The following is a 17,972-nucleotide window of genomic DNA, read 5'->3' as shown; positions in this document are numbered from 1 at the left end:
TCTTCACTGAAACTCCGGCAAGTGCTTGATTGGCATTCTGTGCGCGCTCCGAACAAAAAGTCAAGCGCTTTACCGAAATCGTGATGTCGGGTGCGATACTTACCCCAACCCAAGCCAGAGAGGCACCGATCGTGGTCACGATGCAGCAAGTGGCGGACCGCGCCAAGGTTTCGATCTCGACCGTGTCGTTCGTCGTGAACAACACGAAGCCGGTCGCTCCCGAGACCAGGGAACGCGTGTTGAGTGCCATCGACGAGCTCGGTTACCGGCGCAACACGATGGCGAGGGCGCTCGCGAGTCGCAAGTCGCGCGTGCTCGCGTTGATCTACCCCCTGCTCGACCACCGCAACCACCACGCGTTCGTCGACGCTGCGGCGACGGCGGCCGAGGAGCACGGCTACAGCCTCGTGCTCTGGCCGATCCACAGTGACAACGTCACGACCGAGATCACGTCGCTGATCCAGGCCGGTTTCGCCGATGGCGTGCTGCTGATGGAGGTGCAGTTCGAGGACGAGCGGGTCACTCACCTGCAACAGGCGGATGCTCCGTTCGCGCTGATCGGACGCACCGGCGACCTTGCGGGCATCGACTACGTCGACATCGACTTCGAGCGCACGACCGAGCTGGCGATCGACGACCTTGCCGGGCTCGGGCATCGGAACTTCAGCCTCGTCATCGAAGACCTCGACGGCACTCCGTTGGCGCGCTACAGCCCTCCGATCCGCACCGAGGCGACGTTCCGCGCGGTGCTCGCCGAACGCGGACTGCACGGCAGCGTCTTTCGCGTTCCGCACGAAGCCACAGCGATCTCCTCCCTCACCGATGATCTGCTGCGCGAGGCACCGCAGACCACCGCGATCATCTCCATGCATGACGAGGCGAGCTATGCCCTGATGGGCAGGCTCAGGCACAGGGGTCTCGAGATACCGAGGGACATCTCGATCGCCGCGATCGCCTCATCGACGGCGATCGGCGATCTGATGGATCCGCCCCTCAGCACCTACGACGCCCCTGGGCACGAGCTCGGACGACGCGCGGCCGAAGCGTTGATCGCGCGCCTCGAGGGACGGGACGGCCCCGCGACGCAGGTGCTCATCGCGTGCACCCTGCACGGAGGAGCCTCGATCGGCCCGGCTCCGTCGCGACGACCCGAACTCGACGTCGCGACGGGGTGACGGGGTGACGGCCTAAGGGCGCACGGTCAAGACATCCTCGACACGAAGCTCATCGGCGGACGGGCCGGACGCGATGCGATACGCCCCCGGTTGCACGCGGAGGGCACCGGCATGCAGCCAGTCCTTTGGCGCATTCTGCAGCCGGATCGACTCGTCCCACACGGCCAGCCGCCCGGGCTCGAAGTCGAGCTCCACCGTGCGGTACTCGCCGGGGGCGAGGTGCAGCCGCCTGTAGGCGACGAGTAGTCGCAACGGCGCGGCGATCGGAAGATCCGCAGGGGGAAGCACGTACAGCTGCACCAGTTCTTCCGCCGCACGGTCTCCCCTGTTTCGCACCCCGACGATCGCTCGCACCATTGCAGCTTCGCGCGCAGGTTCGAACGAGGTGTGCCGATGGGTGGGCGCAGGGGCGACGATGCTGTGCTCGACGAGGCCGACCGCCTCGTAGGTGACGGGAGAGTACGTGCAGCCGTGGCCGAGGGCGAACGCGTACGGTTCGGGCTGGTGACGATAGGTCGCCCGCTGCCTTGTCGTGTCGTAGTCGAACAGGTCGCCGGCCTGCTCGGCGCGCGCCGGCCAGGACTGGGTGAGGCGGCCGCGCGGTTCGCGGTCGCCACTGAGCACGTCGACGACGCCGTGACCGAGTTCCTGCCCGGCATGGCTGGACCACACGACGGTGGGGGCGTCGCGCACGCCGTCCGGAAGCACGTACGGGTAGCTCGAGATGATCGTGAGCACCGTCTTCGGGTTCGCAGCGCGCGCCGTGCGATAGAGCTCGGCCTGGGACTCCGGCAGCATGAGACTCCGGCGATCCTGCGTCTCCCGGCCGGCGAGGTGCGGCTCGTTCCCCACCGCCACGAAGACGACGTCGGCGGATGCCGCTGCCTCGGCCGCAGCGGCCTGTCCGGCCACCACGATGCGAGCCGTGAACCGCTCGGCGTCGTCCACCGTCACGGCCTCGGCGACGAGCAGTCCGGAGTCGCGGAGCACCCGCACCCAGCGCCCGGTACCGAGATGGAACAGCGACCACGAGCCATCCTCGTGCGCGTGGCGACGGAAGCTCTCCTGCACTACCCATTCGCCGACGCGGTCGGCGTCCGCACGCATCGGGTAGTGCGCCCCCGTGAGCAGTCGTCCGCTGGAGTGCGAGCGGAGCGTGAGGATGCCGTCGCCCCAGTCCGTCACATCGAACAGGGTGTGGTCGCCGAAAGTCTCGGCGTCGGCGACGACCCTCGACCCGTCGGGCGAAACCGCCACGTAGCATCCGCTGGACGTCGACCGCAGCGCGATCGTGTCGGCCCCGGTGACCACCTCGACCCGTGCCCCCTGGTAGCGTTCCGCCAGCCCGGTCGCCAGCCCGATCTCATAGGACGGCGTGCCCGAATACCAGTCCATCAGAACCGCGTCGGCCAGAGGGCCGATGACGCAGATCGAGCTCGGTTCGGCCAGCGGCAGCACAGCGTCGTCGTTGCGGAGCACGACGAGCGAGTTTGCGACGACCTCACGGGCGAGTTCGCGCGATGCCGGCAGATCGAGGTCGTCCGCCGTGATCGCCGCATAGGGATCGTCGTCGCCGTCGAATTCCCCCGTTCGCACCCTCAACTCGAGCAGGTGCAGCACGGCCAGGTCGATGTCGTCGATCGTCAGGTGCCCTGCGGCGAGCGCATCGTTGAGATAGCCGATCGTGGGTGCGGCGTTCGCGTCGTCGTCGGTGAACGAGTCCACTCCGGAGCGCACCAGCGCCGCGGTGGCGGACACGTGGTCGGCCTGAGCACGCTGCACCGTCACGAGCAGGGTGGGTGCACCGGCATCCGACATCACGGCGATCGACCGGTCGGACCATGACCGCACCTCAGCGACGAGCTCGGGCTGCGTGTGCGCGGGGATGCCGTTCACACGGTTGTAGGCGAGCATGATCGCGCCTGCGACGCCCGCTTCCAGTGCGCCGCGGAAGGCGGGCAGCTCTTCCTCATGCAGTGTGCGGAGCGACATGTTCGACGAGGTCGTCGACCGGTCCGTCTCGTTGTTGTAGGCGAGGAAGTGCTTGAGCGTCGGCACGGTGCGCCAGACTCGCTCGTGATCACCGCGCAGCCCACTCGAGTAGGCGCCTGCCAGATGGGCCGTCAGGTGCGGATCCTCCGAGTACCCCTCTTCGTTGCGACCCCACGCGGGATGGCGCAGAGTGTTGACCGCAGGAGCCCACACGTTCAGGCCGACGACGCCGTCGGAGGCGCGTTTGGCCCGCACCTCGATGGACGTGACCTCGCCGACAGCGCGCAGCAGGTCGGCATCCCAGGTCGTCGCGAGGCCGACGGGCTGAGGAAACGTGGTCGCCGTTCCGAGCCACGCGACGCCGTGCAGCGCCTCACTTCCGGTGCGGAAGGCGCGGACGCCCAAGCGCTCGATCGCCGGCGCCCACTGGTGCAGCATCGCGATGCGCTCGTCGCGGGTGAGCCGCTGCAGCAGGTCGCGGGCGCGCTCGCGCGTCGGCACATCGGTGCGGCGGAACACCCCGTCATGCTGCGTCATCGCTCCCCTCCCGCCCTGATCCCCGTGCCGCCCGGGCCGGACACCGTCACGCTGATCTCACCGACGCCGTCGGCCCGCGCGATCGCGTCACCGGCCTGCAGCGCCCATGGGGCATGCGCGTTCTCGCTGACGGCGGTGATCACGTCGCCATCGCGCCGTACACGGAACGTCGTCTCGGGTCCGCCGTCAAGTCCCGGCACGACCGTCACTGCATCGAAACCGTCTGCGAGCTCGAAGCAATGCAGCGTCACGCCGTTCGCCCAGTCGTAGTCGGGGCGGTCGTCGACGGCACCCAGTGGCAGCACCGTGCCGGGTCGCACCCGCAACGGCAGCGAGTGATAGCCGTGCGACTCGGCGACCCAGCGGTATCCGTCTTGCACCGAGGCATCCAACAGCGAAGTCCATCTGCCCTCGGGCAGGTAGTACTGCACCGATCCGTCCGCCGTGAAGATCGGCGCCACCAGCAGGGCGTCACCGAGCATGTACTGGCAGTCGGCGTCGTAGCCGCCACGATCGTCGGGGAACTCGAGCACCATCGGCCGCATCATCGGTGTGCCTTCGGTGCTCGCCTGACTCGCGGAATGCGCGAGATAGGGCATCAGCCTCATCTTGAGCTTCGTGAACTCCCTGGCGATCACCACCGACTCCTCGTCGAACGCCCACGGCACACGCACCGAGTCGGAGCCGTGCAGTCGGGAGTGCGAGCTCAGCAGTCCGAACGCGAGCCATCGCTTGAAGAGACCGGGGTCGGGCGTGCCCTCGAACCCTCCGATGTCGTGGCTCCAATAGCCGAAGCCCGACATCGCGAGAGACAGGCCGCCTCGCAACGATTCCGCCATCGACGCGAACGAGGAGTCGGAGTCGCCGCCCCAGTGCACCGGGTACTGCTGGCATCCGGCGGTCGCCGATCGCGCGAACACGATCGCGTCTCCCTTGCCTCGCCGCTTCTCGAGTGCGTGGAAGACGGCGCCGTTGTAGAGCTTCGCGTAGTAGTTGTGCATGCGGCGCGGATCGGAGCCGTCGAACCACACCACATCGTCGACCGGGATGCGCTCCCCGAAGTCCGTCTTGAACGCGTCGATGCCCTGGTCCATCAGAGTCTCGAGCTTGCGGATGTACCACTGGCTCGCTGCGGGATTGGTGAAGTCGACCAGGCCCATGCCCGCCTGCCACAGGTCCCATTGCCAGATGCTGCCGTCGGTGCGCTTGAGCAGATAGCCCGCTTCTGCGGCCTCGGCGAACAACGCCGACCGTTGAGCGATGTACGGGTTGATCCAGGCGGAGACGTGCAGGTCCTTCTCGTGCAGGCGTGCGAGCTGGCCCTCCGGGTCCGGGAAGTAGCGGGCGTCCCACTCGAAGTCGGTCCACTGGAACTCGCGCATCCAGAAGCAGTCGTAGTGGAAGACGCTCAGCGGGATGTCGCGCTCCGCCATGCCGTCCACGAAGGCGTTCACCGTCTGCTCGTCGTAACTCGCCGTGAACGACGTGGTCAGCCACAGTCCGAACGACCAGGCAGGAACCTCCGCCGGTCGTCCCGTGAGTGCTGTGTAGCGCCGCAGCACGTCCTTCGGCGTCGGCCCGGCGATCACGTAGTAGTCGAGCGACTCTCCCTCGACAGAGAACTGCATCCGCGAATTGACCTCGCTGCCCACCTCGAACGACACGTTCGCCGGGTCGTCGACGAAGACGCCGTAACCGCGGCTGGAGAGATAGAACGGAATGTTCTTGTAGGCCTGCTCGCTCGAGGTTCCGCCGTCGGCGTTCCAGGTGTCGACCACCTGCCCGTTCTTCACGAAGGCGCCGAAACGCTCGCCGAGACCGTAGATGCGCTCGCCGGGCTCGATCGACAGCTGCTGGTGCACCCACGTTCCGTCGGCGCCGGTGATGTGGCCGACCGAACGCGGAAGGGAGCTGGTCAGCACCGTGTCACCGAGCTCGAAGTCGAGGTGCCACGGACCACTGCGTGAGACGCGCGCCCGCAACTCGCCGGACTGGAAGACTCCGCCGTCGTCGTCGACCGTGATCGTCGGAGAGAAGGATGCATCGACGAGCTTCACGAAATCCGGACCGTGCTGCGCGGCGCCGGCATGGCGCTCCACGTGCACCTTGATGACCCCTTCGCGCGGAGCGGAGAACCTCAGTGTCAGCATCGCCAGGTTGAGGGTGTCGCCCCTATGCCGCACGGCGGCCGTCGGGGCATACACCGACAGGGTCCCCGCATCGTCGTCCCCGCGGAGGTCATCGACCTCGACGGCGTACAACGGAGTGAGACCCGGCCTGGTGAGCCAGTATCCATCGGTGAATTTCACTGAGTGAGCCCTTCGATCAGCACCATCGCCGCGCCGGGCTGTACTGCCACGGCTCGGCCGACTTCAGAATTGGTCAGGAGGTCGTGCATCGTCGCGGGGAGCGTGACCTGCGCCGCCTCCGAACCGTGGTTGAGCAGAAAGAGCGCCGATCCGCGTCGTACCGCCTCGAGCCCGACGGGCAGCGGCCGACCGGGCAGCACCGCCTCGCCGAGCGCGTTCTCGACGCCGGCATCCTGCAACGCGTCGTCGATCACGGCCGACAGCAGAGCGTCCGACACGATCGCACCCAGGTACCAGACGCGACCGCCGGCGAACCGATGACGCGTGACCGCCGGATGCCCGGCAAGAGCGCCGTCACCGAACATCGCCAGCACCTCTGCACCGTCGGAACGAAGCCGCTCGGCGAAGACGCTCGCAGTAGCGGCGACGGGGGCCCCGACATCCCACGCCTCGTCTACCTGCAGGAGTGTCGGACCCTCCGGCAGAGCCGTCCACTCCTCACCACTGGCGCCGATCAGCTCGTGCAGCAGCACGGGCGATCGGCCCTGCAGGATGCGGCCGTTCCGGTCGGCGACTCCGCTGAAGGGACCGATCACCACGCGGGTACCCGCGGCGACGGCGCGGTGCAGGGCGGCCGCGGTATCCGGCTCGATCAGGTAGCTGTGCGGGACGAGCACGACGCGATAGACGTCGAGCTCGGCGCCCGGCCGAACGACGTCGGCGGCCACGCCACGTCGCCACAGCTCGCGGTACCAGCGTTGAACCTGTTCGAGGGTGCGGAGTCGCCCGGTCGGTCGCGCGGGCTCCTCGCCTGCCCACCACGACGGCCAGCCGAAGAGGATGCCGACGGATGCCTCGACACTGTGGCCCACGACGGGCTTCAGCCGCCGCAGGTCCGCGCCGAGCCTCTCGACGCCGCGGAACACCTCGGTGTCCGCGCCCGCGTGCGGGACCATCGCCGAGTGGAATCGCTCCGCACCACTGTGCGACTGTCGCCACTGGAAGAAGGCGACGCCATCCGCGCCATGGGCGACGGCCTGGAGCACCCCCAGCCGGGCCGCGCCAGACGTCTTCGGCAGGTTGTGCTCGCGCCACGAGACGGCGCCGATCGTCTGTTCCATCAGCATCCACGGTCGGCCGTGCCCGAGTGAGCGCATCAGATCCTGCACAAGGGCGATGTCGGCGGCCGCGTGCTCGGAGGCCGGATCGGGATACTCGTCGTCAGCGACGACATCCACCTCGTCGGACCACGACCAGTAGTCGACGTGCGGAAAGAATCCCATGAAGTTGGTGGTGATCGGCTGCCGAGCCCCCGTCGCCCGGATCGCATCGCGCTGCTCGGTGTAGCAGAGCAGGAGCTGGTCGGATGTGTAGCGGCGGAAGTCGAGCGACTGCGCAGGGTTCACCAGGTAGGGCGTGCGACGCGGGGGAAGGATCTCATCGAACGACCGGTAGGCCTGCGACCACACGGTCGTCCCCCACACGTCATTGAGCCGCTCGATCGTGCCGTAGCGACGTTTCAACCAGCCGCGGAACTCCCGTGCAGCCTCGTCGCCGTGGTCGAGCTGCCCGTATTCGTTGCCGACGTGCCACATGCGCACGGCCGGGTGGTCTGCATAACGCTCGGCGAGATCCCGTGCGATGGCGAGCGCGTGCGAGCGATAGACGGCGGATGCCGGCGAGAACTGATTGCGCGAACCTGCCACCAGCCTCACGCCGTCGGCGTCGACCGGGAGCGTCTCGGGATGCAGATGTCCCAGCCACGGGGGCGGTGACGCTGTCGGAGTGGCGAGGTCGACAGCGATGCCGTTTCGGTGCAACAGGTCGAGCACGTCGTCGAGCCAGCCGAAGGCGCGCTCCCCGGGGGACGGCTCTATGGCGGCCCAACTGAAGACGCCGACCGTCACCAGGTTGACGCCCGCCCGCACCATGAGCTCGACATCGTCATTCCAGACCGAACGCGGCCACTGCTCGGGGTTGTAGTCGCCGCCGAAGCAGAGGCCGAGGTCGTCGCACAGTGCCCTGAATCCCGCCGAGGTCGATGGATCGGCCCGTTGTGCCATTCTCGTCATGCCTTCTGCTACATCGTCGAAGCGTTTCAACAGTCAGAGACTATAAGATGCTGCAAGGCGTGTCCACGCCGTGTCGAAACGCCTGCACACGACCGCGATAAGGCCGCAGCGGAGGCGCGAGGTGGAAGCGCGAGCGCACGAAGGGCGGGGTAGCTCGGATGGTCACGATTGCCGACGTCGCAGAGGAGGCAGGGGTCTCCATCTCGACCGTGTCGTACGTGATGAGCGGCAAGCGCACCATCTCGCCGACGACACGACAGCGCGTCGAGCGGGCGATCGCCACTCTCGGCTTCAGCCCGCACGCGGGGGCGCGGTCACTGGCATCCCGATCGACCAACGTCATCGGCCTGCAGATCCCGTTGCGCTCCGGTGTCGACGTCCATGTGGTGATGGAAGTGGTCACCGGGGTCGTGGCTCAGGCGCGCACGCACGGCTACGACATCCTGCTGCTCACCAGTGACGATCCTCGGGGCATGGAGCGTGCTGCCAAGGGATCGATGGTGGATGCCCTGCTCGTCATGGACATCGAATCCGACGATCCGCGCATCGGCGTGCTCACCCATCTCGAGCAACCGACAGTGCTGATCGGGCTGCCGGAGGGCAGGCGCACGATGCCGTGCGTCGACTTCGACTTCGAGGAGGCGGGCTGGCTGGCGGTCGACCGCCTGCTGGCGCAGGGGCACCGACGTCTCGCGCTGATCGGCTCCCCCGCCGAGGTGCTGGCACGGCACACGTCGTACGCGGATCGCCTGGCACGTGGATTTCTCGCTGCCTGCGCTGCGGCGAACGTCGTCGGGAGCGTTCACGCGTGCCCGAGCAGCGCGGATGCGACGGCCGTCGTCGACGAGGTGGTCGCCGCCGATCCGAGCGTCACGGGGTTCCTGGTGCACAACGAGTCGGCTCTCCCCCACGTCTTCGCCCGGTTGGTCGAGACCGGCAAGCACTCCTCTGCGAAGCCGGGGATCGTCGCGCTCTGCCCCGAGGATGTCGCGCTCTCGGTTCCAGGCCCCGTGGACAGCATCGCCGTTCCGGCCGAAGCCATCGGGTCGGCCGCGGCCGACGTGATCTGCGACATGATCGCAGGCGGGACGCCCCCCGGAGTTCGGCTCATCGCGCCGACGCTCACCGTGCGCACGTCGACAGACGTGGTCGCGACGAAGCATCCGTCCACGACACGGGCAACGTGAGCCGGACTGCACGCGCATGAGGATCGACACCACTGGAAAGACGTATCAGGGCGTCTCGACGTTCCTGAGTTTCATCGCACTGAATCTGCTGTACCTGCTCACGTGCATTCCCATTGTCACGATCGGCATGGCGACCAGCGCGCTCTTCGAGGTCACGCTGCGCTACTCGGATGACGACGGCCGGAGCCTCATCGCCGACTACTTTCGCGCGTTCAAGACGAACGCCTGGCGAGCCACCGCCGTGTACGCGTGCTTGGTGATTCCGATGTTCGCATTGGCCTTCAGCGGATTCTTCTGGATGTTCCAGGGCGGCTCGGTCTCGCTCATCGCGACGATCATCGCCTTCCTCGGCACCTTGTACCTGTTCGCCGCGTTCCTGTACGGCATGGCGCTCGTCGCGCGGTACCGCAATTCGTTCCTGCAGACGATGAAAAACGCGCTCCTATTTCCGGCAGCGGAGCCGTGGCGCACATTCGTGCTGGTCATCATCCCGGCCACGGTCGTGAGCATCACGGCGATCTTCCCGGTGTTCATGGTCATCCTGCTCACCGTGGGGTTCTCGGTCGGCGTCTACGCGAGCGGATTTCTCCTGCGGAACGTCTTCGCCAGGCACTGAGCACGGAACGCGTCGGGTGCGTCGGAGCACGGTCACCGGTATCTCGACGTCGAGAAAGGGGGCCAGGACATCAGTCCTGGCCCCCTTCCGGTTCCGCTGAGGGGATCGGCTCAGCCGAACTTCTTCGCGACGGTGAGGCGTGTCGCGTTCTGCGCCTTGGCGTGCTCCATGTCGACCTTGAGCACCTTCTTGTACCCGAGGCCGTTGACTGTGTTCTGCATGTCTTTGAGAAGCGAGTTGAACTGGGACGTGCTGGTAGCCATCGCCATCTTCCAGGAATCCTGAACGATGATGGTCTTGATCTGATTGCGGAGCGTCTGCGTCTCGGAGTCGTCGACAGGGGCGACATAACCGGAGCCCGGCGCCACGATGATCTTCTTGTGGTCCCGCAGGTACTCCATGGTCGTCCCGGCGCCGCCCATGTGCGACGACCAGCTCTTGGTGAGCGGGTTGGCGATCAGCTTCTCGTAGCTCGGCCACATCTGGTAGGCGAACGAGTAGCCCGTCGACGGGTCGACGTCGACCGCCGTCACCGTGGTCACATTCAGTGCTGAGACTCCCTTGGTGAACGTTCCGGTGCCCCAGTCGGCCGGCACCTGCTTGGTGGAGCCACCGAGGAAGGCATCCTGACCGAAAGCGTTCAGCTCCGGCTTCTTGGACGAAGCGAGGGTCCAGGTGAGATCTTTCGGACCGGCGGCAGAACCGGTCTGGCTGCCGTTGGCATAGACGCCATCGACCGAATAGAGCCAGTCGAGGAAGGCGGCCACCCGCTCTGGGTCGCTCGCCTTCGCCCCGATCCCCAGCGAGTAGTTGCTGTTGCCGTAGACCTCGGCACCGTAGGAGAAGATCTTCATGTCCTTCAGCGGTGCGATCTCGAAGCCGCGTCCCTCCTGCATGTTCGCGGTCGTGTTGTACGCCGGCTGCGCCAGCCATGGCCAGAACGCGAACAGCACCTGCCCGGTCTGGTACTTGGCGAACATCGTCGAGTAGTTCTGCGTCGGCGAGTCCGGATCGACGAGCCCCGCCTGGCTCGCCTTGCTGAAGAACCGCAGGGAGCGCACGTAGTGCGAGTCGGAGTCGACGATGCTCTCGTAGGACGAGCCGTCGGCCGCGGCGAGCACGAAGCCCATCTCGTCGAAGCCGTAGTAGCACGCCGGCTGCTTCGCGTTGTTCATCATGTTGCCGTCCCAGTCCTTGAACAGGGACAGCCCGTAGACGGGCTTGCCGTTCGGAGCCTTGGGGGCCGACTTCTGCATGTCCTGAAGCACGGGGACGAGGTCTTCCAGCGTGTTGATCTCGGGAAAGCCGGCCTCTTTGTAGAGGTCCCAGCGCAGATACGGACCGAATGTCGGCTCGGTGCTTTCGGAGGACTGGGTCGGCTTCAAGGCCGACACCGACGTCGGGAAGGCGAACGTACCCTTCTTTCCCTTGTTGGTGAACGTCACTGCCGTGTCGTACTTCTTCACGTTCGACATGTTCTTGTAGTACGACGCTGCGTCGAGGAGCAGGCCGCCCTTTAGAGACTCATCGAGATGCTGAGACGAACCGAGCACCACGAGGTCGCCGAGCTCCCCGGCCGCGGCGCGCGTGTTGAAGAGGGTCTCACCGCCGCCCGCCACGTTCGGGGCGATGACGTTGAGCTTCATGTTGAACTTGTCTTGCACGAGCTTCGCGAACCATCCGGTCTGGATGCCCTGGTAGTTCGCGAGGTCGTCGAAGACATCGATCGTGATCGGCTTCTTCCACGTCTTCGGGAAGGCGCCTCCCGCCGACGTCGCCTTGGGCGTGGTGCCGCTGATGAGAGAGCAGGACGACAACGTCACCGAGGCCAAGGCCCCGACGCCTGCGAGTGCGAGGAACTCTCTACGCTTCATTGCTGCATTCCTTTCTTGGTGCACGGTGGCGGCGGGTCAGCCTTTGACCGCGCCGAGCATGATGCCCTTCACGAAGAAGCGCTGGAACAGGGGATAGATGAAGATGATCGGCAGCACGACGACCACGGCGACCGTCATCTGGATCGAGGTCGATGTCTGCGAGGTGGCCGCGCTGGCGATCGAGCTGAGACTGCCGCCCGCCGCGTTCTGCGCTGCGGTCGCGAGGCTGTTCGCCTGGTTGATGAACATGTAGAGCAGGTACTGCAATGTGTACAGGCTCTGATCGGTGATGTAGATCAGCGTGTCCTGGAACATGTTCCATTGAGCGACGGCCGAGAAGATCGCGACCGTCGCGAGGATCGGCGTCATGTTGGGCAGGTAGACGCGGAAGAACACCTGCAGGATGTTCGCGCCGTCGATCTCCGCAGCCTCCTGCAGTGACCGTGGCATCGACTCGACGAACGTCTTGACGAGAATGATGTTGAACGGCTGCACCAGGTACGGGATCACGTAGACCCAGAAGTTGTTCGTCAGGCCGAGGCCCTTGATGATCAGGAAGACCGGGATCAAGCCTGCGCTGAAGTACATCGTGATGACGGTGAAGCGGTACCAGAATGCCCGGCCCCACATGCGTTCCTGCGTGAACATGAACCCCAGGAAGGCCGAGACGAGCACAGTACCCGCCGTTCCCAGAACCGTGCGCGCGACGCTCACCGCGGTCGCCAGGGTGAGTCCCTGGAGCTGGAACACCTGCCCGTAGTTCGAGAGATGGAATCCGATCGGCCAGAATCGCACGTCTCCCAGCGCCGACAGGTTGTTGGCGCTGACGGAGTTGATGATCAGGTAATAGAAGGGGTAGGCGCAGATCAGCGCGAAGATGGCGAACATCGCGTAGTTGAAGACGGCGAAGGCCTTCTGACCCTTCGTGCGCCGCACTCGTTTGCGGCGCGGAACGGTCGTGGTGCGTTGGGGGCGGGCATCCGTTGCAATGGCCATGGCTGCAATCGCTCCTAGATGATCGAGGTGCCGCGAGCACGCTTCGCGATGAGGTTGACGGTGAGCAGCAGGATGACCGAGATGAGGCTCTTGAGCATGCCGATGGCCGTCGCGAGCGAGAGGTTGTTGCCGGTCAGACCCACGTTGTAGACGTAGAGGTCGAGCACCTGGATGTGCTGCATGTTGAAGGCGTTCTGGAACACGTAGTACTGGTCCATGCCGTTGTTCAGCAGGTTGGCGACCGACAGCATGAGCAGCACGACATAGGTCGGCATCAGCTGCGGGATGGTGATGAACCGCATCAGCTGGAACCGGCCGGCGCCGTCGATGCGCGCCGATTCGTAGAGCGCCGGATCGATGCCTGTGATCGCCGCCAGGTAGATGATCGCTCCCCAGCCGAGCCCCTTCCACAGGCTCCACAGCAGCATCGTGATCCAGACGTGGTCGCCGGAGTCGAGGAACTTGACAGGCGTGGTGATGATGCCGGAATCCGTGAGCACGCTGTTGACCAGACCCGAGCTGGAGAACAGCGAGAACGCGATCATGTAGACAAGCACCCACGAGATGAAGTTGGGCAACGTGGTCAACGTCTGCACGATGTTCCGGAACCACGGCGCCTTCACCTCGTTGAGGAAGACGGCGAAGATCAGCGGCAGGATCGACGTCGCGATCCCGAGGAAGCTCATGGCCAGGGTGTTCGCGAGCACCTGGAGGATCTGGGCCATCTGCGTCGGTGAACTGACCAGCATCTCGAACCATTGGAATCCCACGAACGCGCTGCCCTGCAGCCCGAGCGCCGGCTGGTAGTCGTACAGCGAGAAGATCCAGCCGTACAGCGGCAGGTACGAGAACACGAAGATCAGGACGAGGAACGGCAGGATGCATAGGAACATGCCGATCGACTTCTTGCCGTTCGGTTTGCCTCCCACGCGCTTGCGGCTACCGCGCTTCAGCGTGTTCTCCTGCTCGCGAACGAGGTTGGACGAAGCCGCCTCCTGGAGAACCGCTTGCGTGGTCATGCGAGTGCCACCGTCGCCGCGTCCGCGACCGCCGAAAGGTCGCTCCTAGCCGTGTGCCGTTTCATCTCACTCCTTCGTGCGGTGCCCCGGGCGCCGGGGTGCGAGGTGAATCGGGCCGGGGGGAATGACGCCGATATTCCTCACTTCGCGGGTCGAAATCATCGAACCGCTTCGATGACCATAGACAATATCCGGCCTCCGCGTCAAGAAACTTTCGCTCGAATCCTGGCCATCGGCGGATCGAAGCGATGCCACTCAGGGAATGGGTCCGGACACGGGGTCACGCGCACACCGCTGTGTCCCCTGAATCGCCTGCCCGTCCACGGGCGTTCGGATGCCCTCAGCGCCGTCCGTCCACGAACGAGACGCCGTCACCGGGAGCGGACCACCGCCACCGTACGCATCCGTCGACCGCGGCAGGCAGCATGGCGGCCTCGATCACGTCGCCTGCGGCATCCGTGACGCGTGGCTCGACATCGCGACCCAGTTCGACGACGACCTCCGCCGCCGCCACCGAGCGGACCACCGCCGACGCGAATCGCCCGTCGCGCCACACGATGTCGACGACGCATCCGCCACGCGCACGCAAGCCGCGCACCGAGCCGGCCGGCCACTGCGCCGGCAACGCCGGCAACAGCGAGATCGCACCGTCGTGACTCTGCATCAGCAGTTCGGCGATCCCGGCGATCGCACCCAGGTTCCCGTCGATCTGAAAGAGCACGCCGCCGGGGCGTTCACCGTGCGGGTGGAGGTCGAGCAGCGATGACGAGCTGAGTTCGTGCACCAGCACGTCGAGCGACGTGGCCGCCAACGCGGAATCGCGGAGCCTCGCAGCGAGGCAGAGCACCCACGCCTGGCTCCATCCGGTGTAGCCACTGCCGTTGACGAGCCGTTCTTCGAGCGCGGCACGTACGGCCGCGAACTCCGCCGGTGTCGTCGTCGGCGTGATGCGCGAGCCCGGGAACGCGCCGTAAAGGTGGGACAGGTGCCGGTGGCCCGGCTCGGTGGCCTCGAGACCGTCGGCCCACTCGCGCAACCGGCCTGCGGAGTCGATGGCGGGCATCCGCAGTCTGGTCAGGGCTGTCGCCGCGCGCTCGCTGAGTTCGTCGTGATCGTCGAGCTGGGCGGCGAGCCGAATTAGCCTGCTCAGCGCTTCGTGTGCGAGTTCCTGGTCGATCGTGGTGCCGGCGGTGACGGCGCCGACCACACCCAGCGCATCGCGGAACCGGTGCTCCGGCGAACTCGACGGACTGACGATGAGGCCATCACCGCCATCCACCAACTGGTCGAGCACGAACGCCGCGACCTGCCGCGTGACGGGAAGTGCGACGTGGCGTGCGAACTCGTCGGACCAGGAAGCGTCGAGTCGCAGGCCGAGGTGGGTGGACATCCAGACCAGCCCCATGCTCCAGTTCGACCACTGGGGGTCACCGTCGAGCGGTTCGGTGAAGCGCCACAGGTCGGTGTTGTGATGAGTGGTGGCGCCCGCTGCCGCGTAATACGAGCGCGCCGTCGACGCACCGGCCTCAGTGAGATCGGACACCAAGTCGAAGAACGGCTCGTGAGCCTCGGCGAGCCCTGCGACCTCGGCACCCCAGTAGTTCATCTCGGCGTTGATGTTCGTGGTGTACTCGCTCCCCCACCCGGGGCGAACATCGTCGTTCCAGATGCCCTGCAGCGTGGCAGCCTGCGTTCCAGGACGCGAACAGGAGATGAGCAGATATCGCCCGAAGTCGAAGTAGCGCTGCGCCGCGATCGCGCTGGTACTCGCAGACGGTGTCAGATCCAGCCGCACTCGGTCGAACAACGAACCGAAGTCGCGTTCGTGCGCTTCCCTGAGGTCGACGGTGCTGCGCTGCAACGCATCGGCCACCCGCGATCGCGCGCGCGACGCGATCGTCGGCAGATCGGCCGATGGCCGCTTGGACCAGCCGCGGAAGCCGGTCTCGACCGTCATGATGAGTCTGGCGCCGTCACCCGTACGCTCTACCGCTGCCACGACGGCCCAGCCCATTCCGGCGGCCACAGTGCCGTCGGGCTGCAGGCCCTCCGAGTCGTAGCGCACCGGATGCTCGTCACGCGCGTATTCGGGAACGACGTGAGCGGGTGCGCGGCCCACTGCGGTCAGCCAGGTGACGCTGTCCAGCTCCTGCACGGTGACCTCGGCATCCCGATGCGGGGTGTGAAACCCCGGAGCCCATTCACCGGGATGCGAGCTCTCCGCCACCAGCACGCCGCGCGGATGAGAGACGAATGTCGTCAGCGTCTCGCCGCCGTTCAGCAGCTCCGATCGGGCGCGGCCGATATCAAGAGCACGCAGGTAGTCGCTCGCCACCGAATCGCTCTGCTGCCATCGCCACAGGATCCTTCCGACGGGCTGATAGGACTGCGTCCAGCCCGCGGCCTGGAAGCGGCGCGCCAGGGCATCGGCGGCCGCATGGTCGCCGCAAGCGATCGCGTCGCGAAGATCGTGCAACACGTCGTGGCGAGACGAAGGCTGTCCCGATGACGGGCCTCCCGACCAGAGCGTGTCGTGGTTGAGGTCGAACTGCTCGATCCCTGGACGGCCGTGCACGGTCGCGCCGAGCCATCCGTTTCCCAGGAGGAACGCGTCGTGGAAGTACTCGGCCGGCTGCGTGAGCTGCACTCGGCCGGGGTTCTCGCTGGGGGAAGGCATCCACCGTGTCTAGACCATCGCCGAGCGCAGGCACAAGCGCGAACGGAGAGCGCTCACATATTCTCCCGACCACCTCGACCGCAGCCCTCGCCCTTCACCCCGTAGTCTGATATGTTTGACCGCGCAACAAATACTCACCAACGACGCTGAAGGACTCATTCCATGGCAGCCACGCCCACTCGCGAGGACAAGTTCTCGTTCGGTCTCTGGACCATCGGTTACAACGGCACCGACCCGTTCGGCGGCCCCACTCGACCCCCGCTCGACGTCGTCGAGGGCGTCGAGAAGCTCAGTGAACTGGGCGCATACGGCCTCACGTTCCACGACGACGATCTGTTCGCCTTCGGCTCGACCGATGCCGAGCGCCAGAAGCAGATCGACCGTCTCAAGCAGGCTCTCGCCGACACCGGCATCATCATTCCGATGGTGACCACCAACCTGTTCAGCGCTCCGGTGTTCAAGGACGGCGGCTTCACCTCCAACGACCGTCAGGTGCGTCGCTTCGCGATCCGCAAGGTGCTGCGTCAGCTCGAGCTCGGGGTCGAGCTCGGCGCGAAGACCTTCGTGATGTGGGGCGGCCGCGAGGGTGCAGAGTACGACTCGTCCAAGAACATCCAGGCCGCACTCTCGCGCTACAAGGAGGCCGTCGACTTCCTCAGCGAGCACGTGCTGTCGCAGGGGTGGGACATCCGGTTCGCCATCGAGCCGAAGCCGAACGAGCCGCGCGGCGACATCCTGCTGCCGACCGTCGGCCACGCCCTGGCCTTCATCGACTCGCTCGAGCACCCCGAGCTCGTCGGCGTCAACCCCGAGGTGGGTCACGAGACCATGGCCGGCCTCAACTTCGCCGCCGGAATCGCCCAGGCGCTGTACCACGGCAAGCTCTTCCACATCGACCTCAACGGTCAGCGCTCGATCAAGTACGACCAGGACCTCGCGTTCGGCCACGGCGACCTGCACAACGCGTTCGCCCTCGTCGACCTTCTGGAGAACGGTGGCCCGAACGGCGGCCCCTCCTACGACGGACCTCGTCACTTCGACTACAAGCCGAGCCGCACCGAGGACTTCACCGGCGTGTGGGACTCAGCCGCAGCGAACATGCGCACCTACCTGCTGCTGAAGGAGCGCGCCGCGGCATTCCGCGCCGACCCCGAGGTACAGGAGGCGTTGGCGGCTGCCAAGGTCTTCGAACTCGAGCAGCCCACGCTGAACGACGGCGAGACTGTCGCCTCGATCACGGCCGACCGGTCGGCATACGAGGACTTCGACACGGATGCCTACTTCGGCGGCAAGGGCTTCGGCTTCGTCCGTCTGCAGCAGCTGGCGACCGAGCACCTGCTCGGCGCGCGCTGATCCGCACCTGACGTACTGATTCAGATGACGCACCAGGCGGCAGTCGATTCCTTTCGGCTGCCACCTGGTGCGTCCGTCCTGCGTCAGGCGGCCGGGTCGACATCGGCCGGCGACCACGATTCAGGACATGGGGCGCGCGGCCGCTCTATCCGACTCGGCTGACCA

The 17,972-nt window shown here is 66.2% G+C and carries 11 protein-coding genes; 4 read left to right on the top strand and 7 right to left on the bottom strand.

What is annotated here, in order from left to right:
- The first annotated feature begins 140 nt into the window (after nt 1-140).
- A complete protein-coding gene (locus MJ603_RS14430; protein WP_243064439.1) occupies nt 141-1,175 on the top strand; it encodes a LacI family DNA-binding transcriptional regulator in 1,035 nt (344 codons plus the stop codon).
- Nucleotides 1,176-1,187: 12 nt separating this feature from the next.
- Here MJ603_RS14430 and MJ603_RS14425 read toward each other — a convergent pair whose 3' ends face one another.
- The 3 genes from MJ603_RS14425 to MJ603_RS14415 are packed head-to-tail and all read right to left on the bottom strand — an operon-like array spanning nt 1,188 to nt 8,085.
- Nucleotides 1,188-3,704 (bottom strand): glycoside hydrolase family 3 C-terminal domain-containing protein, encoded by a 2,517-nt coding sequence (locus tag MJ603_RS14425; RefSeq protein ID WP_243064438.1) that lies wholly within the window; start codon nt 3,702-3,704, stop codon nt 1,188-1,190.
- Nucleotides 3,701-6,013, bottom strand: a complete 2,313-nt coding sequence (gene yicI / locus MJ603_RS14420; RefSeq protein WP_243064437.1) for an alpha-xylosidase — start codon at nt 6,011-6,013, stop codon at nt 3,701-3,703. Before yicI ends, MJ603_RS14425 begins: the two co-directional genes overlap by 4 nt.
- Nucleotides 6,010-8,085 (bottom strand): beta-galactosidase, encoded by a 2,076-nt coding sequence (locus MJ603_RS14415; protein ID WP_243064436.1) that lies wholly within the window; start codon nt 8,083-8,085, stop codon nt 6,010-6,012. Before MJ603_RS14415 ends, yicI begins: the two co-directional genes overlap by 4 nt.
- Before the next feature lie 158 nt (nt 8,086-8,243).
- Here MJ603_RS14415 and MJ603_RS14410 point away from each other — a divergent pair, with 158 nt between their 5' ends.
- Complete coding sequence (locus MJ603_RS14410) at nt 8,244-9,272, top strand: LacI family DNA-binding transcriptional regulator (RefSeq protein ID WP_243064435.1); 1,029 nt, start codon at nt 8,244-8,246, stop codon at nt 9,270-9,272.
- Nucleotides 9,273-9,288: 16 nt separating this feature from the next.
- On the top strand, nt 9,289-9,888 hold the full coding sequence (locus MJ603_RS14405) for a YesL family protein (RefSeq protein ID WP_243064434.1): 600 nt from the start codon (nt 9,289-9,291) through the stop codon (nt 9,886-9,888).
- A gap of 110 nt (nt 9,889-9,998) precedes the next feature.
- Here the strand turns inward: MJ603_RS14405 and MJ603_RS14400 are convergent, their stop codons facing one another.
- The 4 genes from MJ603_RS14400 to MJ603_RS14385 all read right to left on the bottom strand — a co-directional run bounded on the left by MJ603_RS14400 (nt 9,999) and on the right by MJ603_RS14385 (nt 16,454).
- Nucleotides 9,999-11,762: an ABC transporter substrate-binding protein gene (locus tag MJ603_RS14400; protein WP_243064433.1), complete on the bottom strand. Its 1,764-nt coding sequence runs from the start codon at nt 11,760-11,762 to the stop codon at nt 9,999-10,001.
- Between the two features lie 36 nt (nt 11,763-11,798).
- A complete protein-coding gene (locus MJ603_RS14395) occupies nt 11,799-12,758 on the bottom strand; it encodes a carbohydrate ABC transporter permease (RefSeq protein WP_243064432.1) in 960 nt (319 codons plus the stop codon).
- Between the two features lie 14 nt (nt 12,759-12,772).
- The gene (locus tag MJ603_RS14390; protein WP_243064431.1) at nt 12,773-13,777 is read right to left on the bottom strand and encodes a sugar ABC transporter permease; all 1,005 of its coding nucleotides are present in this window, start codon (nt 13,775-13,777) and stop codon (nt 12,773-12,775) included.
- Nucleotides 13,778-14,117: 340 nt separating this feature from the next.
- Nucleotides 14,118-16,454, bottom strand: coding sequence for a glycoside hydrolase N-terminal domain-containing protein (locus tag MJ603_RS14385; protein ID WP_243064430.1), 2,337 nt, complete (start codon nt 16,452-16,454; stop codon nt 14,118-14,120).
- Nucleotides 16,455-16,616: 162 nt separating this feature from the next.
- Here MJ603_RS14385 and xylA point away from each other — a divergent pair, with 162 nt between their 5' ends.
- Nucleotides 16,617-17,807: a xylose isomerase gene (xylA, locus tag MJ603_RS14380; RefSeq protein WP_243064429.1), complete on the top strand. Its 1,191-nt coding sequence runs from the start codon at nt 16,617-16,619 to the stop codon at nt 17,805-17,807.
- Nucleotides 17,808-17,972 lie beyond the last annotated feature (165 nt).

This window comes from Humibacter sp. RRB41, from assembly GCF_022761015.1.
Lineage (GTDB): Bacteria > Actinomycetota > Actinomycetes > Actinomycetales > Microbacteriaceae > Humibacter.
The sequence above is the reverse complement of the archived record's forward strand: the minus strand, read 5'-3'. Positions and strand labels throughout refer to the sequence as shown.